Annotated in this window: 22 protein-coding genes; 9 read left to right on the top strand and 13 right to left on the bottom strand. The window is 71.7% G+C overall.

The window, feature by feature from the left end; all coding sequences use genetic code 11:
• Window positions 1-50: 50 nt before the first annotated feature.
• A complete protein-coding gene (locus tag CLT74_RS24615) occupies window positions 51-899 on the top strand; it encodes an aminotransferase class IV (protein ID WP_099849291.1) in 849 nt (282 codons plus the stop codon).
• Between the two features lie 105 nt (window positions 900-1,004).
• Here the strand turns inward: CLT74_RS24615 and CLT74_RS24610 are convergent, their stop codons facing one another.
• The gene (locus tag CLT74_RS24610; RefSeq protein WP_099849288.1) at window positions 1,005-1,607 is read right to left on the bottom strand and encodes a heme-binding beta-barrel domain-containing protein; all 603 of its coding nucleotides are present in this window, start codon (window positions 1,605-1,607) and stop codon (window positions 1,005-1,007) included.
• Between the two features lie 63 nt (window positions 1,608-1,670).
• Entirely contained in the window at window positions 1,671-1,775 is a 105-nt protein-coding gene (gene mtfM / locus CLT74_RS31555) for a small membrane protein MtfM (RefSeq protein WP_046570768.1), read from the bottom strand.
• 12 nt (window positions 1,776-1,787) lie between these two features.
• On the opposite strand from mtfM, the gene CLT74_RS24605 reads away from it, so the two are divergent.
• From CLT74_RS24605 to CLT74_RS24595, 3 genes are all read left to right on the top strand, one after another.
• Window positions 1,788-2,162 (top strand): DsrE family protein, encoded by a 375-nt coding sequence (locus CLT74_RS24605; protein WP_099849286.1) that lies wholly within the window; start codon window positions 1,788-1,790, stop codon window positions 2,160-2,162.
• Between the two features lie 94 nt (window positions 2,163-2,256).
• Window positions 2,257-2,637 (top strand): SCP2 sterol-binding domain-containing protein, encoded by a 381-nt coding sequence (locus CLT74_RS24600; RefSeq protein WP_099849284.1) that lies wholly within the window; start codon window positions 2,257-2,259, stop codon window positions 2,635-2,637.
• Window positions 2,634-4,685 carry a glycogen debranching N-terminal domain-containing protein gene (locus tag CLT74_RS24595; protein WP_099852828.1) on the top strand — a complete coding sequence of 684 codons (2,052 nt, stop codon included), beginning with the start codon at window positions 2,634-2,636 and terminating at the stop codon, window positions 4,683-4,685. The genes CLT74_RS24600 and CLT74_RS24595 overlap by 4 nt, the downstream gene beginning before the upstream one ends.
• Before the next feature lie 21 nt (window positions 4,686-4,706).
• Here the strand turns inward: CLT74_RS24595 and CLT74_RS24590 are convergent, their stop codons facing one another.
• Together CLT74_RS24590 and CLT74_RS24585 are read right to left on the bottom strand one after the other, a co-directional pair.
• On the bottom strand, window positions 4,707-5,567 hold the full coding sequence (locus CLT74_RS24590; RefSeq protein WP_099849282.1) for a hypothetical protein: 861 nt from the start codon (window positions 5,565-5,567) through the stop codon (window positions 4,707-4,709).
• Window positions 5,568-5,579: 12 nt separating this feature from the next.
• Complete coding sequence (locus tag CLT74_RS24585) at window positions 5,580-6,119, bottom strand: winged helix-turn-helix domain-containing protein (protein ID WP_099849280.1); 540 nt, start codon at window positions 6,117-6,119, stop codon at window positions 5,580-5,582.
• Window positions 6,120-6,409: 290 nt separating this feature from the next.
• On the opposite strand from CLT74_RS24585, the gene CLT74_RS24580 reads away from it, so the two are divergent.
• On the top strand, window positions 6,410-10,786 hold the full coding sequence (locus CLT74_RS24580) for a S8 family serine peptidase (protein ID WP_099849278.1): 4,377 nt from the start codon (window positions 6,410-6,412) through the stop codon (window positions 10,784-10,786).
• Between the two features lie 195 nt (window positions 10,787-10,981).
• On the opposite strand, the gene CLT74_RS24575 is transcribed toward CLT74_RS24580, so the two are convergent.
• The 5 genes from CLT74_RS24575 to CLT74_RS24560 all read right to left on the bottom strand — a co-directional run bounded on the left by CLT74_RS24575 (window position 10,982) and on the right by CLT74_RS24560 (window position 14,446).
• Complete coding sequence (locus tag CLT74_RS24575) at window positions 10,982-11,320, bottom strand: DUF1416 domain-containing protein (RefSeq protein WP_099849276.1); 339 nt, start codon at window positions 11,318-11,320, stop codon at window positions 10,982-10,984.
• 1 nt (window position 11,321) lies between these two features.
• Window positions 11,322-12,170 carry a sulfurtransferase gene (locus CLT74_RS24570; protein WP_099849274.1) on the bottom strand — a complete coding sequence of 283 codons (849 nt, stop codon included), beginning with the start codon at window positions 12,168-12,170 and terminating at the stop codon, window positions 11,322-11,324.
• 210 nt (window positions 12,171-12,380) lie between these two features.
• Entirely contained in the window at window positions 12,381-12,458 is a 78-nt protein-coding gene (locus tag CLT74_RS31550; protein WP_311202345.1) for an Ms5788A family Cys-rich leader peptide, read from the bottom strand.
• 72 nt (window positions 12,459-12,530) lie between these two features.
• Window positions 12,531-13,316: an LmeA family phospholipid-binding protein gene (locus CLT74_RS24565; RefSeq protein WP_099849271.1), complete on the bottom strand. Its 786-nt coding sequence runs from the start codon at window positions 13,314-13,316 to the stop codon at window positions 12,531-12,533.
• A gap of 110 nt (window positions 13,317-13,426) precedes the next feature.
• Window positions 13,427-14,446: a hypothetical protein gene (locus CLT74_RS24560; RefSeq protein WP_099852823.1), complete on the bottom strand. Its 1,020-nt coding sequence runs from the start codon at window positions 14,444-14,446 to the stop codon at window positions 13,427-13,429.
• A gap of 247 nt (window positions 14,447-14,693) precedes the next feature.
• On the opposite strand from CLT74_RS24560, the gene CLT74_RS24555 reads away from it, so the two are divergent.
• The 3 genes from CLT74_RS24555 to mshD all read left to right on the top strand — a co-directional run bounded on the left by CLT74_RS24555 (window position 14,694) and on the right by mshD (window position 17,365).
• A complete protein-coding gene (locus CLT74_RS24555) occupies window positions 14,694-15,437 on the top strand; it encodes a response regulator transcription factor (protein ID WP_199172257.1) in 744 nt (247 codons plus the stop codon).
• Between the two features lie 68 nt (window positions 15,438-15,505).
• Window positions 15,506-16,381 (top strand): polysaccharide deacetylase family protein, encoded by an 876-nt coding sequence (locus CLT74_RS24550; RefSeq protein WP_486582561.1) that lies wholly within the window; start codon window positions 15,506-15,508, stop codon window positions 16,379-16,381.
• Window positions 16,382-16,438: 57 nt separating this feature from the next.
• A complete protein-coding gene (mshD, locus tag CLT74_RS24545; RefSeq protein WP_099849267.1) occupies window positions 16,439-17,365 on the top strand; it encodes a mycothiol synthase in 927 nt (308 codons plus the stop codon).
• 6 nt (window positions 17,366-17,371) lie between these two features.
• On the opposite strand, the gene CLT74_RS24540 is transcribed toward mshD, so the two are convergent.
• Entirely contained in the window at window positions 17,372-18,202 is an 831-nt protein-coding gene (locus CLT74_RS24540; protein ID WP_099849265.1) for an NUDIX domain-containing protein, read from the bottom strand.
• 69 nt (window positions 18,203-18,271) lie between these two features.
• On the opposite strand from CLT74_RS24540, the gene CLT74_RS24535 reads away from it, so the two are divergent.
• Window positions 18,272-19,240, top strand: a complete 969-nt coding sequence (locus tag CLT74_RS24535) for a Gfo/Idh/MocA family protein (protein ID WP_099849262.1) — start codon at window positions 18,272-18,274, stop codon at window positions 19,238-19,240.
• Between the two features lie 45 nt (window positions 19,241-19,285).
• Here the strand turns inward: CLT74_RS24535 and CLT74_RS24530 are convergent, their stop codons facing one another.
• The 3 genes from CLT74_RS24530 to CLT74_RS24520 all read right to left on the bottom strand — a co-directional run bounded on the left by CLT74_RS24530 (window position 19,286) and on the right by CLT74_RS24520 (window position 21,986).
• Complete coding sequence (locus CLT74_RS24530; RefSeq protein ID WP_099849259.1) at window positions 19,286-20,290, bottom strand: inorganic phosphate transporter; 1,005 nt, start codon at window positions 20,288-20,290, stop codon at window positions 19,286-19,288.
• Window positions 20,291-20,294: 4 nt separating this feature from the next.
• Complete coding sequence (locus CLT74_RS24525; protein ID WP_099849257.1) at window positions 20,295-20,921, bottom strand: DUF47 domain-containing protein; 627 nt, start codon at window positions 20,919-20,921, stop codon at window positions 20,295-20,297.
• A 132-nt stretch (window positions 20,922-21,053) separates the two neighbouring features.
• Window positions 21,054-21,986, bottom strand: a complete 933-nt coding sequence (locus CLT74_RS24520; protein WP_099849255.1) for a PPK2 family polyphosphate kinase — start codon at window positions 21,984-21,986, stop codon at window positions 21,054-21,056.
• Window positions 21,987-22,028: the final 42 nt, after the last annotated feature.

The raw sequence follows: 22,028 nt of genomic DNA, 5'->3' as shown, positions 1-22,028 counted from the left end.
CGCTGCGGGTACCTCCCCGCGCGACCGGTACCGCACTATGCTCGGCCCCCGTGGTGACCTCCCGGATCGGTGTGCTGGGTCAAGGGCGGCTGCCGGCCGGTGAGCCGGTGCTGCGCGGCGACGATCTCGGCGTACTGCGAGGTGACGGGCTCTTCGAGACCATGCACCTACGCGACGGACGGGCCTGGCTGCGCGAGGAGCACCTGACCCGGCTGCGGACCGGCGCGGCGGCCGTGGAACTGACCCTGCCGGCGGATGCCGCCCTGGTGGAGCTACTGGACGAGGTCGCCGACGGGTGGCCGGCCGAGATCGAGGGTGCCCTGCGGCTGATCTGCACCCGGGGGCCGGAGGGCGGCGGCCCGCCCACCGTGTACGCCACCCTGTCGGAGGTCGCCCCCGCGGCCCGGCAGGCCCGACACGACGGGGTGAGTGTGGCCACCCTCTCCCTGGGGGTGCCCGCCGAGGCCCGCCCGGAACTGGACTGGCTTCCGGTGGGCATCAAGTCGACGTCGTACGGGGCGAGCAGCGCCGCCCGACGCTGGGCCGTCCGGGCCGGCGTGGACGACGTGCTCTGGGTCTCCTCCGACGGGTACGCACTGGAAGGACCGACAGCCAACCTCGTCTGGCTGGCCGGGGAGACGCTCTGCACGGTGCCCGCCGGCCGCACCGGCATCCTGCCCGGCACCACTGTCGCCTGGTTGCTCGCCCACTGCGCCGAGGTCGGCTGCGGCGCCGCCGAGCGCATGGTGACCCCGGCAGGTCTGCGCGAGGCCGACGGGGTTTGGCTCACCTCGTCGGTACGCGGCCTGGTCGCGGTGCACACCCTCGACGGTGAGCCGCTGTCTCGCAGCCCGCTTACCCGGGCGTTGCAGGAGTTGCTCGGCTTTCCGCTGCCGTAGGCCGCGTTTCCTGGGGCTCGCCGGAGCTGGTGCGGTGACCAGCACGTTCACCGGGCCCGGCCGAGGCCCCGGCAGGGCGCACGAACGGGCCCGGTTCGAGGCGGATCAGCCGGCGACCCGGATGAGGCGGGCGGACAGGTGCGGGGACAACGGCTGGCCGACGGCGGCCATGTCCTGCGCGTAGAGCAGGGCACCCTCGACGATGCCGAAGAGGCGGTGCCCGGCGGTGACCTCCTTCGCGGTGGCGGTGCGCACCACCGCGTCGGTGACGAACTCCACCTGGGTGCCCTTGCGCCGGCCGAGGTGCAGCTCCATCACCCCGGTCGGGGTGGTCAGCAGGGCCTCCAGCTCGTCGGTGGCCCGGTCGCCGTTCAGCACCGGACGCCACCAGCCGACCTCCCGGCCGGCCGGCCGCACCGGACGGCTCTGCTCGTCGAGGATCCACGCCCGCGACTCGTAGTGCAGGAACGGCCGCCCGTCGTGGCTGATCCGGATCTCCTGGGCGAAGTCGAAGTCCTCGATTGTGGGAAAGCCACCTCGTCCGCGCCCTCGCCACACGCCGATGTACGGCAGCAGGCCGTCGAGCGCGGGGTGCAGCTTCGGGCCGACCCGCAGGTCGTGGCTCTCCTCGAAGGGGTACGCCTCGACCGGCGGCGCGTTCAGCCAGGGCGGCGGCGCCAACGGATTGTCGTCACTGCTCGCACTCACCGGATCACCTTCGTTCGCGACTGCGGGGCTCGCAAAACCGGCTCACTCCTCGCACTCACCGGATCACCACTTGCCTCTCGATATGCGTACCGCCAGGTAGACCAGGCCACCGGCGAGCGCGCCCAGGCCGGCGACCAGCAGGCTGACGAACCCGATCTCGGTGACCATCCGGGTCATCCTATGCTGGCGCACATGGCCCGCACTCTCGTCGTCAAGGCCACCGCCGGCGCCGACGCACCGGAACGGTGCGCCCAGGCATTCACCGTGGCAGCCACCGCAGCCGCCGCCGGGGTGCCCGTCTCCCTCTGGCTGACCGGGGAGTCGACCTGGTTCGCACTGCCCGGTCGGGCGCAGAACTTCGAGCTGCCGCACTCCGCCCCGCTGGCCGAGCTGCTGCACGTGATCCTCGCCACCGGCACGGTGACGGCCTGCACCCAGTGCGCCGCCCGCCGGGACATCGACTCCGGCGACGTGATCCCCGGGGTACGGATCGCCGGGGCCGCCGTCTTCGTCGAGGAGACGATGGCCGAGGGCGCGCAGGCGCTCATCTACTGACTCGCCGGACAGCGTCCGGGAAGGCTCGGCGGCCAGCGCCCGGCAAGGCGTCGGAACCCGCCCGGCAAGGCGGGCGAATGCCTACGATTCGGATGTGACCGAGGCGACCCAGCAGTTCTTCGCGACCCTGCCGGCCCGCGCCCCGGAGGTCCTGCGCGGTCCGGCCACGGGAACGCTGCGGATCGACCTGACCGAAGGGCATCGCACCGAGCACTGGCTGGTCCGGATGCGGCCGGGAGTCGCCGAGGTCGGGCAGGGCGCGGACCCGGGAGACGCCACCTGGTACTGCTCGGTGGAGCTCTTCGACCGGTTGGTCACCGGACGGGCGCAGGCCATCGCCACGACGTTCCGCAACGAGAGCACCTTCCGTGGCGACGTGGTGCTGTTCCTCGCCTTCCGCCGGTTCCTCCCGTCCGCGCCCGGCACCCGGGATCCGCGCGAGGTGGCCCGCGAGCATGCCAGGTGGACCCGGTGAAGGAACTGGTGAGCATCCTCGACGGCAACACCTTCCTGGTCAGCGACCGTCGCGGGGACGTGGAGCCGTCGCTGGACTTCCCCACCGGCCTGTTCTCCTTCGACACCCGTTTCCTCTCCACCTGGCTGCTGCTGATCGACGGCGAACGCCTGCACGCCCTCTCCATCGACGATTCCGAATCCCACAAGACCCGCTACTTCCTGGTGCCGGGCGAACCGACCCATTTCCTGGACGCGAAGGTCTCGGTGATCAGGAGTCGGGCGATAAGCGGCGACCTGTCCGAAGAGTTGACAGTGCTCAACCACTCCGGGCAGGAGATGAGCTTCACCGTCCGGATGGAGATGGCCGCCGACTTCGCGGACATCTTCGAGATCAAGGACACCCGGAGCAAGAAGGGGCACAACACCGCCTTCCCCGGCGAGGACTCGTTGCGGCTGACCTACCGCCGGGACGCGTTCCATCGCGAGACGACGATCCACAGCACTGCCGCGGCCCAGGTCGACCGCCGGGGCATGACCTTTCCGATCCGGATCGGGCCGCACGGCGAGTGGACCACCCGGCTGACGGTCAACACGGTGATCTACGGTGCCCGCGGTCAGGACGTCCGCTCCCTGCTCCCCTTCGCGGGCAGCCGGACGACGGCCGCCATCGAGGCCGAACACGCCGAGTTCATCGCCCGGGCGCCGAAGCTGGGCTGCGACTGCGAGCCGCTGGCCGGGGCGTACCGGCGCAGTCTGACCGACCTGGCCGCGCTGCGGTACGAGTCGATAGCGCTCGGCGTCCGCCTGATGGCCGCCGGCCTGCCCTGGTTCATGACCCTGTTCGGCCGGGACAGCATCTTCACCTCGCTTCAGGTGCTGCCCTTCGTGCCGGAGCTGATCCCACCGACGTTGACCATGCTGGCGGGGCTCCAGGGCCACCGGGTGGACGACTTCCGCGACGAGGAGCCGGGCAAGATCCTGCACGAGTTGCGCTACGGCGAGACCGCCGGCTTCGAGGAGCAGCCCCACACGCCGTACTACGGCGCGGCCGACTCGACAGCCCTGTTCGTGATCCTGCTGGACGAGTACGAGCGGTGGACCGGGGACGTCGCGTTGGTCAAACGGTTGGAGGCCTCGGTGCGGGCCGCGCTGACCTGGATCGACACCTACGGCGACCTGCTCGGCACCGGATACGTCTGGTACCAGACCCGCAGCCCACAGGTCGGCCTGGAGAACCAGTGCTGGAAGGACTCCTGGGACGCGATCTGCTACGCCGACGGTCGGCTGCCGAGCTTCCCCCGGGCCACCTGCGAGTTGCAGGGCTACGCCTACGACGCCAAGCTGCGCGGCGCGCGGATGGCCCGGCTGCACTGGAACGACCCGATCTACGCCGACCGGCTGGAACGCGAGGCCGCCGCGCTGAAGGAACGCTTCAACAGGGACTTCTGGCTGCCCGACAAGGAGTACTACGCGCTGGCCCTGGACTCCGACGGCAGCCCGGTCGACGCCCTCACCAGCAACATCGGGCACCTGCTCTGGAGCGGCATCGTCGAGGAATCCCGGGCCCGGCGGGTCGCCGAACACCTGGTCGGTCCCCGGCTCTTCTCCGGCTGGGGCGTCCGTACCCTCGCCGACGACCAGGGCCGCTACAACCCGATCGGCTACCACGTCGGCACCGTCTGGCCGTTCGACAACTCGATAATCGCGTGGGGGCTGTGGAAGTACGGTCTCCGGGAGGAGGCGGGAAAGATCTGCGAGTCGATGTTGGCGGCGTCCCGCTACTTCGCCGGTCGACTGCCGGAGGCGTTCGCCGGCTACGAACGCGACCTGACCGACTACCCGGTCGAGTACCCGACCGCGTGCAGCCCGCAGGCCTGGTCGGCGGGCACCCCGCTGCTGCTGCTCCGGGTCATGCTCGGACTCGAACCGCAGGGCGAACACCTGATCATCGACCCGTACGTGCCGCCCGGGATGGGCCGGGTGGAACTGCTGGACATCCCCGGTCGGTGGGGTCGGGTGGACGCGCTGGGTCGCAGCCGCGACGAGGGTCCGAGCCGGCCGGACTGAGCAGCCAGCCCGTAGCGCGGCTCAGCCGGGGCAACCAGTGGTCGCGGAGACCACGACCTGCTCCGGCTGGAAATCGGCGAGCACCGCGACGCCGTCGCGCCGGTAGGCGTACACCTCGGGGGTTTCCACCACCGGCGTGCCGCCGGCCAACGGCGCGAGCGCGGCCTGCGGGCCCGTGGCCACCTGGTCGACGACGGACCGGACGGTACGGGCCACCCCGCCACCGGGGCAGGGAGCGCTCACCACCGACTCCGGGTCGTCGGCCCCGCCACCGAGCGCGCGCACCGCCTCGCCCAGCGCGCCGACCTCGGGGCCCGCCGGGGCGCTCCCGGCCGGGTCGTAGTCGTCGCCCACCGGTCGACACCCGGTGTCGACAGTGAACCGGATCCGACCCTCGGTCGCCGGCCGCCCGGTCACCGTGACGAACTCGCCCGCGTCGCCGCGCAGGCGGGGACCGTCGGGAGTGAGCCGGACACCGGCCCGCCACCGCGCCGGCAGCCGGTCGGCGATCCGCTCCAGCAGGGCCTGTTCCTCGCCCACCGGCGCGGCCAGATCGACGGCGCGGGTCAGCGTCGCACCGTCGGCGAGGGGGCTGATCCGGCAACCCCGGTCGACCTCGGGTGGGGTCAGCGCCGGCACGCCGCCGTCAGCCGCCGCAACCAGTTCACCGACGGCACCGTCGACCACCGATCCGGCCTGGGTGAGGGTGCGTTGTTCCCGGACGGTCGGCGGGTCCTGGGCCGACGAGACCCAGGTGAGGCCGGCCAACAGCACCGCCCAGACCACAGTCGCCGCGATCAGCCACCGCGGCCACCTGGGGCCGGCGGCCGGTGGTCGAGGGCCGGTCGGTGGGGGGTACCCGGTGTGGACGGCGCTGCTCACCAGGTCATCGTGTCACGCCGGGCGCGACCTTCCGTCGGGACGCCCGTCGGCCGCCTCCGGCGGCGTGCTCAGCCGGTAGCCGACGCCGCGTACGGTCTGCACCTGCGGCCCGTCGACAAGCGTCCGCAGCTTGCGACGCAACCGCTTCACCGCCGAGTGCAGGATCGCCGTGTCGCCGAGATAGGCACCGCCCCAGACGGAGGCGAACAGCCGCTCGTAACTCCACACCGTGACAGGTGGACTGACCAGCCGGGCCAACAACTCCCGCTCGGTACGGGTCAGCCCCAGCGGCGTGCCGCGCCAGGTGACCAGGTGCCCGGCCCGGTCGACCACCAGGTCCCCCCAGTTGGCCGGCCGGGCCGTGCGGCGCTCGTCGTGATCGTCGCTCGGCCCGGCCGGCTCCGGCGACGGGGCGGGGAACATGGCCCGCAGCTGGGCGAGGTCGGCGCAGATCACCACCGGCCCGACACCGTCCAGCCGCTGCACCACCCGCTGCCGGACGGTGGCGTCGGAGCTGACGCAGACCACTATCGGAAACTCTGGACCGGACACGACGCCTCCCCCGAGCGCAACCCTCTGACCTGCGACTTCCCTCGATCGCCAAAGACGGTCACCGATGACGCCCGATTCAGCCTAACGGTCAGAATCGCGCCTCGTCACTGACCGAGTACTGACCGACGCCGTCCATTGATCACTGACGGTCGGCGCAAGAGCATGACTCTCAGCGGGCGGAGGCACCACCACCGGCCACCCACATCGCCCCGGCCGCTCCGCGCCGCCGCGTCGCGGCGCGCGGGTGTGCGGGCCCGAACGGATCGGGACCGACGACGTGGGGAGGAACCTTGTTCACACGACCATCCACCCGGTCGCCACGATGGCGGGCGGTGGCGGTGCTGACCGCAGCCGTGCTGTGCGTCACCGGCCAGCCCGCCATCGCCGCGCCGACCCAACCGCCGGTGGCGCACCGAGCCACCGTCGACCCGGCGCTGCTCGACCAGCTCGGCACCACGTCGACCGCACCGTTCCTGGTCTATCTGACCGAGACCGCGCCGCTGGCGCAGGCCGGTCGGCTCCGCGACCCCGACGCCCGGGCCGGCGAGGTGCACCGGCTGCTCACCGACACGGCCGACCGCACCCAACGCGATCTGCGTGCGCTGCTCGACGAGCGCAAGGTGCCGCACACCGCGTACTGGATCGCCAACGCGCTGCGGGTGGAGGGTGACAAGGCGCTGCTCGACGAGATCGCCCGCCGGCCGGAGGTGGCCCGGATCACGCCGAGCCGCAGCTATCCGCTGATCCAGCCCACCGCGACCGAGGTCACGCGGGCCCGGACCGCCGCCGTCGAATGGGGACTGACGAACATCGGCGCGCCCCGGGTCTGGGACGAGTTCGGTGCTCGTGGCGAGGGTGTCGTGGTCGCCAACATCGACAGTGGCGTGCGCTACGACCATGCCGCCCTCGTCGGCTCCTACCGGGGCAACCTCGGCGGCGGCAGCTTCGACCACGCGTACAACTGGTTCGACCCGGCCGGTGTGTGCGCCGGCACCGCGCCCTGCGACAACAACGACCACGGCACCCACACGATGGGCACCATGGTCGGTGACGACGGTGCGGGCAACCAGATCGGCGTCGCCCCCGGCGCGAAATGGATCGCCGCCAAGGGCTGCGAGTCGGACAACTGCACGGACGCCTCGCTGCTCGCCGCCGGTCAGTGGGTGCTCGCCCCCACCGACGCCGCCGGCCAGAACCCTCGACCCGACCTCCGCCCGGACATCGTGAACAACTCCTGGGGCGGGGACGGGGGTGACCCCTGGTACCAGCAGACGCTCGACGCCTGGCGGGCCGCCGGCATGTTCCCGGTCTTCTCCTCCGGCAACGACGGTCCGGCCTGTGGCAGCGCCGGTTCACCCGGTGACTACCCGAACGCCTACGCGGTCGGCGCGTACGACGTGAACAACACGATCGCCGGATTCTCCGGGCGCGGCTCCGGTACCGAACCGCTGAAGCCCAACATCGCCGCGCCGGGCAGCAGCGTCCGGTCCAGTGTCCGTAACGGTGGGTACGCCTCGTTCAGCGGCACCTCGATGGCCGCGCCGCACGTGGCCGGCACCGTGGCACTGCTCTGGGCGGCGGCTCCCGGTCTGCGCGGAGACCTCGCCGCCACCGAGGAACTGCTGGACCGCACGGCCCGCGACGTCGACGCCACCACCTGCGGAGGCACGTCGGCCGACAACAACGTCTTCGGTGAGGGGCGGCTCGACGCGTACGCGGCGGTGCGGGACGCACCCCGTGGACCGGTCGGTCGGGTCACCGGTGTGGTCACCGACTCCGCTGACGACGATCCGGTGTCCGGCGCGACGGTGACCGACGGCACCCGCAGCAGCACCACCGGCGCCGACGGGCGGTACACGCTCAGCGTGCCGGCCGGCGAGACCACCCTCTCGGTCAGCGCCTTCGGCTACGCCGAGCAGTCGGCGACCGTCACGGTGCCCGACGGCGGCACCGTCAGCCGGGACTTCAGCCTGCTCGCCACCCCGACGGTCACGGTGAGCGGAAAGGTCACCGACGGTTCCGGCCACGGCTGGCCGTTGTACGCCAGGATCGAGGTCGCCGGCCGGCCCGGTGATCCGGTCTTCACCGATCCGGTGACCGGCCGCTACTCCTTCACCCTGCCCGGCAACACCACATACCGGCTGACCGTGACCGCCCGGTACCCGGGTTACCGCACCGTCACCCGCGAGGTGGCCGTGGGCGGTGACGACACAACCGTGAACGTGGCGGTACCCGTCGACGCCGCCTGCACCGCGGCCGGGTACACGGCGCAGTTCGGCACGCCGCTGCTCACGCAGAGCTTCGACGGGACGAGCGCACCTGCCGGCTGGACGGTGACGAACCGGACCGCCTCCGGCGGCTGGGTCTTCAACGATCCCCGCTCCCGGGGCAACCTCACCGGCGGCAGCGGTGGCTTCGCCATCATCGACAGCGACGCCCTCGGCTCCGGCAACACGCAGGACACCGACCTGATCGCCCCGCCGATCGACATGTCCACGACGGCAGCACCGGTGCTGCGGTTCCGCAGCGACTGGCGGGCCGTCGGCATCAGCGACACCGCCGACATCGACGTCTCCACCGACGCCGGGGCGACCTGGACGAACGTCTGGCACCAGACCGCCAGCCGACGTGGTCCCCGGATCGAGGAGGTGCCGCTCGACCCGGCCGCGAACGCCGCGTCCGCGCTCGTTCGATTCCGGTTCAAGGGCACCTTCGCCTGGTGGTGGCAGGTGGACGACGTAGAGGTGGTCAACCGGGAATGCTCGCCGGTGCCCGGCGGGCTGGTGGTCGGCACCACCACCGACCGCAACACCGGCGACCCGCTCAACGGCGTGACCGTGGTCAGCGACGACCGTCCGGAGAACATGGCGGTCTCGGCGGCCACGCCCGAGGACCCGGCCGAGCCGGACGGCTTCTACTGGCTTTTCTCGGACCTCACCGGCACCCACCCGTTCACCGCCGACCGCACGCCCTACGCGCCGGTCACCAAGGATGTGGCGGTCACCGCCGACAAGGTCAAGCGGGCGAACTTCGCCCTCGCCGCCGGTCGGCTGACCGTCGGCCCGACGACGATCGAGTCGCACCAGCCGTACGGCAGCACCCGCACCACCCGGGTGACGGTTCGCAACACCGGTACCGCGCCGGCAAGCGTCGACCTGCTGGAACGCGCCGGCCAGTTCGAACTGCTCAGGCGGGACGGCGCACCGCTGCGGGAGCAGAAGATGAAGGGGATCAGCAAGGCCCGCACCGGCACCGCGTACGGCGGGGCGGCACCCGAGGCCACGATCGCCGAGGACGAGGCGTGGAGCGAGATCGCCAAGCTGCCGGCGGCCATCTTCGACAACGCCGCCGCATGGCTGGACGGGAAGATCTACTCGGTCGGTGGTGGCGGTGGCACCGGCACCGAGCGCAAGGCCTGGGCGTACGACCCGGGGCCTGGCGCCTGGACGGCCCTGCCCGACCTGCCGACGGTGCGGTCCAAGCCCGCCGCGGCGGCGGTCGGCGGCAAACTCTACGTGATCGGAGGTTGGGGCGCTGACGACGCGACAGTCGCCACCGTCGACGTCTTCGACCCGGCCGCCGGAACCTGGAGCACCCTGCCGGGGGTGACGAACCCGGCCCCGGTCGCGGCGGCCGGTGCGGCGGTGGTCGGTGGGAAGGTCTACCTCGTGGGTGGCTGCGCGGACGCCACCTGCACCGACAGCGACGGGCTGGTGGTCTTCGACGCGGCGACCGGCACGTTCAGCACCGGCGCCGCCTACCCGCACCCGGTGTCGTGGCTGGCCTGCGGCGGGATCGGTGCCTCGGTCTACTGTGCCGGCGGCACGGGCAGCACCGAGTACACCGACGCCTACCGGTACGACCCCGCTGCGGACAGTTGGAGCCCGCTGCCGGAGCTGCCGCTGGAGCTGTGGGGTTCGCAGTACGCGGCGGCCGGTGGGCTGCTGGTGCTGGCCGGCGGGGTGACCGACGGGTCGACGGCGGTCACCAACCGCACCGTCGGCTTCGACCCGGTAACCGGAGCCTGGCGGGACCTGCCGAACGTCCGGTTCAGCAGGTACCGGGGGGCCGCCGCGTGCGGCGCGTACAAGGTCGGCGGATCGCCCAGTTCCTTCGTGGGCAGCGCGGACAGCGAACGGCTCGGTGGCCTGGAACAATGCGCCGCCGACGCGGACCTGCCCTGGTTGGGCAGCTCCCCGACCGCGTTCACCCTGGCACCTGGTGAGTCGCGGACGGTGACCGTCACCCTCACCGCCACCGAGGCGGCGGGCGTCGCCCAACCCGGCCGGTACGCGGGCGAACTCGCCGTCGCCTCCGACACCCCCTACCCGGTCACCCCGGTCTCGGTGGAGATGAACGTGTCGCCACCGGCCAGCTGGGGCAAGATCCGGGGCACCGTCACGGGTACGACCTGCGGCGGCGTCACGGTCGGCATCCCGGCCACGGTACGGGTGAACCTGCTCTCGGCCGGCACCGGCACCACGCTGACGGCCGACGCCAACGGCCGTTACGCCTGGTGGCTGCCGAAGGGCCGCTACGAGGTGATCGTGGCCAAGGACGGCTGGGTGCCGCAGGTGCAGCGGCACCGGGTCGAGGCGGGCATCGTCGGCACGCTCGACTTCGCCCTGGATCCGGTCGCCAACTGCACCAGAGCCACCGGAATCTGACCCTCCCGCACCACGGGGCGCCGACCCTCCCGGGCCGGCGCCCCGCCAGAGATACCCCGCGGTTTCGGGGACACTGCCGCATCCGGCCGTCATCGAAGCAGCAACGTCAGCGCAGTTGCGCGGTGGCCCGGACGGCGCGTGGCCCGCGTTCCTCCGGCGGGAGGTACGCGGGCCACGGGACGATCAGCGCGTGGGTCAGTCGGTGACGGTGACGGACACCTCGTTGATGCCGCGACCGGCGGTCACCGTGGTGTCCCCGTTGCCCTGGCGGGAGAGCGCCCGCAACGTCCAGGCACCAGGTGCGGCGAAGAAGCGGAACTGACCGGCCGGTGAGGTCACCACCTCGGCGGTGAACTCACCTGTCGAGTCGAGCAGCCGGACGTACGCGCCGGGCACCGCCTCGCCCGCCGCGGAGCGGACGACACCGGTGATGACGGTCTCCCGCTCCAGGTCGAGGCCGGCCGGCAGCGGGGCGGCCTGGTCCGGGGCGGCGCAGCCGGCGGCGGCGGTGCTCGCTGCGGTGGGTGCGGTCATCTCAGGCCTCCCCCGGCTCATCGCCGAGCGCCACCGGCACACCGACAAGCGAGCCGTACTCGGTCCACGATCCGTCGTAGTTCTTCACGTTGCGGTGGCCCAGCAGCTCCTGGAGGACGAACCAGGTGTGCGAGGAGCGCTCGCCGATCCGGCAGTAGGCGATCGTCTCCTTGCTGTCGTCCAGCCCGGCCTCACCGTAGATCTTGCGCAGCTCGTCGTCGGACTTGAAGGTGCCGTCCTCGTTTGCCGCCTTCGACCACGGCACGCTGATAGCGGTCGGGATGTGGCCACCGCGCTGCGCCTGCTCCTGCGGCAGGTGAGCGGGGGCGAGCAGGCGGCCGGCGTACTCGTCGGGGCTGCGCACGTCGACCAGGTTCTTGGTGCCGATCGCGTCGACGACCTCGTCGCGGAAGGCCCGGATGGTGGTGTCCGGGTCGCCGGCGGTGTACTGCGTCGCGGGGCGGGTCACCGCGTCCCTGACCAGCGGGCGGGCGTCCAGCTCCCACTTCTTGCGACCGCCGTCGAGCAGCTTGACGTCGCGGTGGCCGTAGAGCTTGAAGTACCAGTACGCGTACGCGGCGAACCAGTTGTTGTTGCCGCCGTAGAGGATGACGGTGTCGTCGTTGCTGATGCCCCGCTCGGAGAGCAGCGCCTCGAACTGGGTCTTGTTGACGAAGTCCCGGCGGACCGGGTCCTGAAGGTCGGTCTTCCAGTCCAGCTTGATGGCACCGGCGATGTGGCCGGAGTCGTAGGCCGAGGTGTCCTCGTCGACCTCGACGAAGACGACGCCCGGGGCGTCGAGGTTCTTCTCGGCCCACTCGGCCGAGACGAGTGCGGTGTCGCGACTCATCAGATCACTCCCTGGTGAGGATGGATGGTGAGCCAGCGCGCGGAGGTCGTGGGATGTGGAGGTGTCGCACCACGCGCGGGACCCATAGCTAGGAACGGATCACGGGTTCGTGCGACGGCGCCGCTGCCGGGCGTTTGGTGGGATGCACCGGGAACTAGGTACGCGACCCCGAGTGCCTTGGCCGCTGAGCGGCCCGAGACAGCCCCGCCGTCAGATGACGGGGCGACACAGGCAGGTGGCCACGCGGCACAGGTCGACCGCGCGCCGTTTGGTGAGGAGCGTCCCCATGAGCAGGGAGCCTACCAGCGATCCCAGATATCTCTACCGGCCCGACCAGCATCCGGGACGCCGGGCCGGCGATCAGCCGGCCGAGTTGATCGGCACGTCCCGTGCGTCGGCGGTCACCGTCAGCCCCTGCGGCTGCGGCCGGACCTCGCGGACGGTGAGCTGGAACGGCAACTCCGGCAGGGGCACGTCGACCGAGATGCTGCGGGCGAAGTTGTTCACCAGGGTGCGGGCCAACGGCACGTCCGGCAGCCCTTCGGCGTTCAGGTCGTCGAACTTCAACGCCACCTGCCCCTCCTCGCCGACGACGATGTCGGCGGTACCGGTGACGGTCAGCCGCTGGCCGAGGACGTCCACCGGGGCGGTGACGGCGAGTTGCCCGTCCCGCTCGCCGAGGGTCAGCCCTTCCCGGTCGAGCAGGGCCGCCAGGCTCTGGTAGCTGATGGTGCCGGTGCCCTTCACCGTCTCGGCCACCACCTCACCCTGGCCGGTGCGCAGGGTGTCGAGCGAGGCCCGTACGTTCCGGGCGTCGACGTCCAGGCTGGGCAGCGCGACCGCGTCGCCCTGCACCGACGCCTGCACGTCCCGCAGCTTGATCGAGATGCGTTCGTACCGGCCGTCGAGCACCTGGGTGAGGAACGGGAAGCCGCCCACCTCGACCTCGGGCGGCGAGGACTGCGCCCCCTGCTCGGCGACCTGCTGACGCACTTCGTCGGCGATGGTGCGCTCGGCCACGCTCGCGGCCACCCGGTCGGCGATGGCGACCAGTCCGGCGAGTACGAGCAGCAGCACGACGAACCCGATGAGCACCTTGCGTCCACGTCGCCGTGGCCGCTGTCCGTACGCCTGCTCCTGCTCCACGCCGCCTCCTGTCTCGTCGTACCTCGATGCCGCCAGCGGCGACCCGGTGGTACCCCTGGTCCGGATTTCTCAATCTCGCGCGGCCGGCACGTGCCGCCAGGTGCCGGCTGTCAGAGCACCAGCCGGCACATCAGGTACGCGGCCGGCGCCGCCATCGCGAAACCGCCGAGCGGCCCCTGCACGTGCCGGGCGGCCCAGACCGATGGCACCTCGCCGGCCATCAGTCGACCCGCCTCCGCGTAGCTGACGGCGAGGTCACCGAGCACTGCGACAACGGCCGCCACCAGGCCGATGATCGCGGCCCGGGTAGGGGTGAACGGGGTGACCAGGTACCCACCGAGAAGCGCACTGGCCAGGGTGCCGACCATGGCGCCGCCGACCACTCCCGCCGCGCCCCTGGGCACCTGCGGCGCCAGTCGCGGCCAGGCCGCGACGGCGTCGGTCAGTCGGGCGACGGTAAGCGCCACCCCGGCCGCGGTGAGGCAGACGGCTATCGCCTGGGTGCCGGCCGGGATCCGGGTGAGCACGATGAGCGTGGCGAAGGCGACCACCCCGAAGACGATTGTCGCGGTGGTCCGCAGCGAGTCGGTCACCCGGACCCGGTCCACCCGCCGGACCAGTTGGCCGAGCACCGCGGCGAGCACCCCGCCGACCGCGACGTACAGCAGCGGCGCCAACCGGGCCTCGGCCGACCGTACGGCCACGACGTCGGCCGTCACCGCGGTCAGCGCGCCGACCCCGAGGACGACCGCCAACGCGGGCGGCCGGGTGACCATTGTCCAGGCGAGCAGGAAGAGCACCTGCACGGTGAGCACCACGAGGGTGAAGGGCAGCCGGTACCCAGGATTGGAGGTCTGCGCGGCGAGCACCAGGCCGAGGCCGAGCAGCGCGGCGAAGCCGCCGATGGCGAGGGAGAGCTGCCGGCGTACCTCGACCGGCGGTTCCTCGTCCTCCTCGTCGTCAGCGTCCGGCTCGTCGTCGGGACGGCGGGCCGAACCGCCACGGCGCAGCCGGCGTGGGCCACGGGAGCGCCGCTCGTCGGTCTCCACGACCGGACCGGTACCGGGCGGGGCGGACGCGTCCTCGGTCCACGGGTCACGGCCGGTCTCGGGCGAGTTGGAGGAAAACACCCACCGATCGTGCCAGACCAACCTCACATCGCGGGTGCCAGCGTTTCCGCGACGTTAAAACCTGAGCCGCGATCAGGGGCAGATGGGGCAAAGAGGAAACCGCGTCGAGGTCGCGCCCGACCAATCGGTTACGCTCAACGGCGAAACCCGCCCGTCAGCGACGCCGGGACCCACGGAAGTTCCCAGCGCCACACCCCGCAGGCGTGCCGCTGGTCGCGCGCGGCCGCTACCGGCCGCCGGGACGGAGGTGATCGTGGAGATCCTGCTGTTGGTGACCGCCCGGGCAGGCGAACCATCCGCAGTGCTACCGGCACTGGACCTGCTGCCGCACTCGGTTCGCACCGCACCCCGCGACGTCCGCACCCTGGTCGCTGGCCCGAGCCCGGACGCCGTGCTTGTCGACGCCCGCTCCGAGCTGAGCGAGGCCCGGGCCACCTGCCGGATGCTGCACGCCACCGGGCTCGGCGTACCGCTCGTCGCGGTGGTCACCGAGGCCGGACTGATCGCACTGAACGCCGACTGGGGCGTCGACGACGTCATCCTCGCCTCCGCCGGCCCGGCCGAGGTGGAGGCCCGGCTGCGGCTCGCGGTCGGCAGACTGAGCAACGCGACAGCCGGTGCCGGCGGTTCCATCCGGGCCGGCGAGCTGATGATCGACCCGGACACCTACGCCGCGAAGCTCAAGGGTCGCCCGCTCGACCTCACCTACAAGGAGTTCGAGCTGCTGAAGTTCCTCGCCCAGCACCCGGGTCGGGTGTTCACCCGCGATCAGTTGCTGCGCGAGGTGTGGGGCTACGACTACTTCGGCGGCACCCGGACTGTCGACGTGCACGTTCGCCGCCTGCGCGCGAAGCTCGGCTCCGAGTACGAGTCGATGATCGGGACCGTGCGGCAGGTTGGCTACAAGTTCGTGGTGCCACCGTCGCGGACCCTGTCGGAGGCTGCCGAGCACACGCCGCTGCCGGTGCGCGCCCTCAGCATCGAAGGCTAAAATTCCGATATGCCCTTTTTGGTCGACTGGCAGGTCTTATCGTGACTGCCAGTTGACCAGCGGGGGCTTTGGTGGGCGGTAACCAGGTGGGGGCGGCACGAGCCGTCGGAATCATCACGCTCGTGGTGACGGCGGTGCTCGGCACGGCGTACCTGCTCGGACGAAGCCTGGTACCGGACCCGTCGCGCACCGACACCGCTGTCACCGCGACCGGCGCGGACCACCCCGAGTACGCCGACCAGTCCGCACCTATCGACGCCGAACCCGACGCCAGCCGTTCGCCGCACGCCGGGCTGGACGGGTCGCAAGGCTCCGACGAACAGGAGCAGGACCCGAACATCGGCCCGATGGGTACCCGGGTGAGCACCGGCACCGCAGGCGTCGCGCTCACCTTCGACGACGGTCCGCACCCCGACTACACCCCCCAGGTCCTCGCGATCCTGCGGGACTACCACGTCACGGCCACCTTCTGCGTGGTCGGCAAGAACGCTCAGGCGTACCCGTGGCTGGTCGAGCAGATCGTGGCCGAGGGGCACACGCTGTGCAACCACAGCTGGGACCATGACGTCGCCCTGGGCGCCCGCTCACCCGATGCGATCCGGGCCGATCTGATGCGGACCAGCGAGGCGATCCGCGCCGCGGTGCCGGACGCTCCTATCGCCTGGTACCGGCAGCCCGGCGGCGCCTGGACCTACCCGGTCATCTCCGTCTCCCGGGACCTCGGCATGACACCGCTGCACTGGACGCTGGACCCGTCCGACTGGCGGGCGCCCGGAGCCAGCCGGATCGCCAGCTCCGTGCTCAACGCGGCGCGGCCCGGCTCGATAGTCCTGCTGCACGACGCGGGCGGCGACCGTCAGGGCACCGTCAACGCGCTGTACCGGATCCTGCCGGAACTGGCTGGCCGGTTCGAGGTTCAGGCGCTGCCGCCGCGCGGACTGTGACGGGCGCACCACCCGCCACTCGGACCGGCGCGCCCGCGCTACGGTTACGGTGATGCGATGAGCAGCACCCAGTCGGGCAGCGACCAGGTCAGCCGTGTCGACCGACTCGGTCCGGCGGAGATCGCCGAGGTGCTGGCGCTCGCCCGTACGGCAGGTGACGCCGACGGTGCGGACCCGATGGACGAACATGTGCTGCTCCGACTGCGCGACGAGCATGCCGCGGCGAGCCATCTGGTTGCGCGTGCCGCGGACGGCACCCTCACCGGGTACGCCCACCTCGACACGACCGACCCGGAGAGCGGGGTCGGTGTGGAGCTGATGGTGCACCCCGCGTACCGGCGGCGGGGCACCGGGCGGGCGTTGGCCCGGGGAGTGCTGGCCACCGCAGCCGGGCCGCTGCGGGCGTGGGCGCACGGCGACCACCCATCGGCGGCGGCCCTCGCGGTGGATCTCGGCTTCCAGCGCGCCCGGGTCCTCTGGCAACTGCGTCGACCGCTCGACGCCCCGCTGTCCGCACCGCGCCTGCCCGACGGGGTGACCCTGCGCGCGTTCCGCCCCGGCAGCGACGACGACGCCTGGCTGGCCCTCAACGCGCGAGCCTTCGCCGACCATCCGGAGCAGGGCCGGTGGACTGCCGAGGACCTGCGGGTACGCCTCGCCGAGCCGTGGTTCGACCCGGCCGGCTTCCTGCTCGCCGTCGAGTCGGCGACCGGTCGGCTGCTCGGCTTCCACTGGACGAAGGTGCACGAGCGACCCGGTTCCGCCCGCATCGGTGAGGTGTACGTGCTCGGGGTGGAGCCCACCGCGCACGGTGGCGGGCTCGGCCGGGCCCTGACCACGGCCGGGCTGGCGTACCTGCGCGACAAGCGCGGGCTGGACCGGGTGATGCTCTACGTCGACGAGTCGAACACCGGCGCGGTGGCGCTCTACGAGCGGCTCGGCTTCGCCCGCTGGGCCGCCCACGTCAGCTACCAGCTCGGCTGATCCGCCTCAGGGCAGGTGGAACCGGGGCTGGTCCGCGTCGGAGAGGTCCAGGCGGGGCGTGATCGGGGTGACCGCGTCCCGGGTCGCCGCCGCCCGGGCCACCGCCGCGAGGTCGGCGCAGGCGGCCACCTCGCCGAGGGTGACCAGGGTGGGCGGGAGCATGGTCAACTCGCCGGCCGCGGCCCGCTCCCCCACGTCGGCGGGCCGGATCCACAGCGTGTGGTCGGCCTCACCGGAGACGTCGCGGGTCCGCTGCCCCTCCGGCAGCAGCGCCACGAAGAAGTACGTGTCGAACCGGCGCGGCTCGAACTCCGGGGTCACCCACCGGCTCCACGGCAGCAGCAGATCCGACCGGAGGGTCAGCCCCCGCCCGGCGAGCAGGTCGGCGAAGCCGGTACGCCGCTGCTCCAGATCGGCCCGGGCGGCCTCCCAACCGTCGTCGCTGACGTCACCGACGACCCGGGCCGGATCCGGCCCGGCGAGCAGCACGCCGGCCTCCTCGAAGACCTCGCGGGCCGCCGCGCAGACCACCGCCTGTGCCGCCGCCGGGGCCAGTCCGAGGCGTACGCCCCAGTCCGTCGGTGTCGGGCCGGCCCAGTCCAGGTGGGTGGTGGAGTCCGAGGGGTCCACCCCACCGCCCGGGAAGGCGTACACGCCGCCGAACGTCATCGCCGCGACCCGGCGGATCAGGTAGACCTCGAAGCCGTCATCGGCGGGGCGGAGCAGCAGCACCGTGGCGGCCACCCTGGGCACCGCCGGCGCCGCGCCGGAGGACCGGAAGCGCCGGGCGTGCTCCACAAGCGCCGGCGGCACCGGGAAGCCCCTGTCGGTCCTCATGCGCCGAGCCTAGTCCCGACCCGTGGATGCGCAGTACAGCCCCCTGCTGATCTTCGGTAGCGTCGCGCCATGACTCGTTGGGGCATCCTGGCCACCGGCCACATCGCCGCCCGCTTCGCCGAGGACCTCCGGCTGGTGCCGGGGGCCGAACTTGTCGCGGTCGGCTCACGTACCGCCGAGTCCGCGAGGCGCTTCGCGGAACGGCACGGCGCAGCACGGGCGTACGGCTCCTGGGCGGAACTGGCCGCCGACGCCGACGTCGACGTGGTCTATGTCGCCACCCCGCACGCCGCCCACCACGAGGCGGCCCTGACCTGCCTCACCGCCGGTCGGCCGGTGCTGCTGGAGAAGCCGTTCACTCTCGACCTGGCCACCAGCACCGAACTGATCGACACCGCCCGCGCCGCCGGGGTCTTCCTCATGGAGGCGATGTGGATGCGGTGCAACCCGCTCATCAGGCGGGTCTGCCAACTGATCGCCGACGGCGCGATCGGCACGTTGACCGGGCTCCGGGCCGACTTCGGCGTCGCCGGGCCGTTCCCGCCCGAACACCGGATGCGCGCCCGGGCACTTGGCGGCGGCGCACTGCTGGATCTCGGCGTCTACCCGGTCAGCCTGGCCCACCTGCTGCTGGGCGTGCCGCAGCACGTGCGGTCCTGGGCGAAGCTCGGTCCGGAGGGCACCGACGAGAACACAGGTCTGGTGTTCGGTTACGACTCCGGGGCGGTGGCCACGTTGAGCTGCGGCATGGTGGGGGCCTCCGGGCTCACCGCCTCGATCACCGGCAGCACCGGCCGGATCGACCTGCCCGAGCCGTTCTTCCGGCCCGATGGGTTCACCCTGCACCGCGCGGGCGCGGAGCCGGAGACGATCACCGAGGAGCTTGCGGGTTCGGGCTACCAGCACGAGGCCGTCGAGGTGCAGCGGTGCCTGGCCGAGGGGCTGACCGAGAGCCCGCTGGTGCCGCACTCGGCCACGCTGGAGATCATGGGCCTGCTGGACGACATCCGCGCCCAGATCGGCGTCTCCTACATCTGACGGCTGGTGGAAGGGCCCCTGGCCGACCAGGGGCCCTCGACCAGCTCAGCTGAACAGCGGACGGACCAGGAAGTACATCAGGGCGCCGATCGAGCCGGCGGCGGGGAAGGTCAGGATCCAGGCTCCGATGATGTTGCCGGCCACGCCCCACCGCACGGCGGAGAGCCGCTTGGTGGCACCCACACCCATGATCGCCGAGGTGATCGTGTGCGTGGTCGAGATCGGCGCGCCGAGCACCAGGGCGTTGAAGTAGAGCACGCCGCTGGCCACCGTCTCGGCCGCGAAGCCCTCCGGTGGACGCAGGTCGATGATCTTCCGACCCAGGGTCCGGATGATCCGCCAACCACCGGCGTAGGTGCCGGCCGCCAGCACCGCCGCCGAGGTCCAGAACGCCCACTCCGGGATGTACGTCGCGTCGTCCTGGAAGCCACCGACGAAGAGGGCCAGCACCACGATGCCGATGGTCTTGGCGGCGTCCTGCATGCCGTGGCCTACCGACATGGCCGCCGCCGAGGCGGTCTGGGCCCAGCGGAAGCCCCGGTTCAGCTTGCCCGGGTGCCCGTTCCGGAAGATCCACTGCACCGCGACCATCACGATGTAGCCGAGGATGAAGCCGACCATCGGCGACAGGATCATCGGGATGATCACGTTCTCCCCGATGCCGGTCCAGAGCACCGTCCCGGAAGCGGCGACCGTCGAGCCGACCAGGCCGCCGATCAGGGCGTGCGAGGACGACGAGGGCAGGCCGAAGTACCAGGTGATGATGTTCCAGGTGATCGCGCCGATCACCCCGGCGAAGACGATGCCGAGGCTGGAGACGCCGGTGGGCAGTTCGACCAGGCCGCTGCCGACGGTCTTGGCGACCTCGGCGCCGAAGTGGGCACCGATGAAGTTGCCGACCGCCGCCATGGCCAGGGCGACCCGTGGGGTCAGCGCCCGGGTGGAGATGCTTGTCGCGATCGCGTTGGCGGCATCGTGGAAGCCGTTGGTGTAGTCGAACACCAGGGCCACCCCGATCACCGCCAGCACGGCGATGAGCTCGGGACTCACAGGCTCAGGACTCCTTGACCGCGATGGTCTCGACGGTGTTGGCGACGTGCTCGAAGGCGTCGCAGGCGGCCTCCAGCTCGTCGGCGACCTCCTTCATCTTCAGCACGGTCAACGCGTCGTACTCACCGGAGAACAGCCGCACCAGCAGCATCCGGTAGGCCTGGTCACCGTCGTTCTCCAGCCGGTTGATCTCGATCCAGTAGTCCTCGAGATCCTTCATCGACTTCAACCGGGGCATCGCGTCAGCGGTCAGCTTCGCCTGCTGGTCGAGCACGTGCACCAGCTCGTGCATCTCCCGTGGCAACGACGGCAGCTTGGTCAGCCCGTAGAGGTAGAGCAGGTTGCCCACCGCCTCCAGGTGGTCCATCACGTCGTCCAGGAGGCTGCCGAGCCGGTAGATGTCCTCGCGGTCGAACGGGGTGACGAACGTGGAGTTGATCTTCTTGTACAACTCGTGGGTGATCTGGTCGCTGTCGTGCTCCACCTCGGTGAGCCGCTCGCTCACCGACTGCACCTCAACGTCGGGCAGGGCCAGCTCGTTGAGCAGCTCGGTACCCCGGACCAGGTTCTGCGCGGCCCTGGTGAAGAGCTCGTAGAAAGCGCCCTCGTTGGGGCGGAAGGAAAACCTCACAGCACGGACCTCGTCGTGTCGGGTGGAAGGGGTGGCAGCCCGCCGCTCGGCGCCCTGCTGAGGGAATGCTAGGGAACCGTCAGATCGGCGATTCGCCGGCCCACCCCTGGCCAGATCGCATTCACCGCTCGTTCAACTTCTGTTCACCTTCACCGGCCCCGTGGTTCCCAGCAGCCGCTCCCGTTCCCGCTCGATGTCGAAGTCGGCTGGCGGATACCCCAGATCAAGAGTGTCGAACGTCTCACGCAGCAGGTGCGCCACCGCCCAGTCCCGGTACCACTTGCGGTCGGCCGGCACCACGTACCACGGCGCCAGATCCGTACCGCACCTGGCCAGGACCTCGGCGTACGCGGCCTGGTAGTCGTCCCAACGGGCCCGGGCGTCGACGTCCGACGGGTGGTACTTCCAGTGCTTCGTCGGATCGTCCAGGCGGGCCAGCAGCCGCCGCGCCTGCTCGGTGTTGGAGATGTGCAGGAAGACCTTGACCACCACCACCCCGGCGTCGGTCAACTCCCGCTCGAACTCGTCGATCTCCGCGTACCGGGGCCGCCAGACGTCCTCCGGAGCCCGCTCCTGGACCCGGGGCACCAGCACGTCCTCGTAGTGCGAGCGGTTGAAGACCCCCAGGTGCCCCGGCGGTGGCAGGGCCCGGCGGATCCGCCACAGGAAGTGGTGCCGCAGTTCCTCGGCGGTCGGCGGGCCGAACGCCCGGATGTGCACGCCGAGTGGATTCATCGCCCCGACCACCCGCTTGACCGTGCCGTCCTTGCCACCGCAGTCCATCGCCTGAAGCACCAGCAGCACCCGCCGTCCGACGCCGGGGTCGGCCTTGGCACCGGCGAACAGCATCTCCTGCCGGCCGGCCAGCCCCGCGCCCAGCCGGGCGACCTGCCGCCGGGCCCAGGTCTTGCGGTCCGGCCAGGTCACCTCGGGGCCGGGCAGCCCCGGAGTCGAGCGGGTGTCGATCTCCCCGAGGTCGACAGGTCCACCGGGCGGCACCCGGAGCAGGTCGCGTACCGCGCCGCCGGTCGGCGCCACCACGTCAAAGCCACAGTCGTCCACCATCGGAGCATCATCACCCGCAGACCGTCGGTCCGCGAGACGGCG

Source organism: Verrucosispora sp. CNZ293 (assembly GCF_002754655.1).
This window is presented reverse-complemented; position numbering and strand designations above follow the sequence as displayed.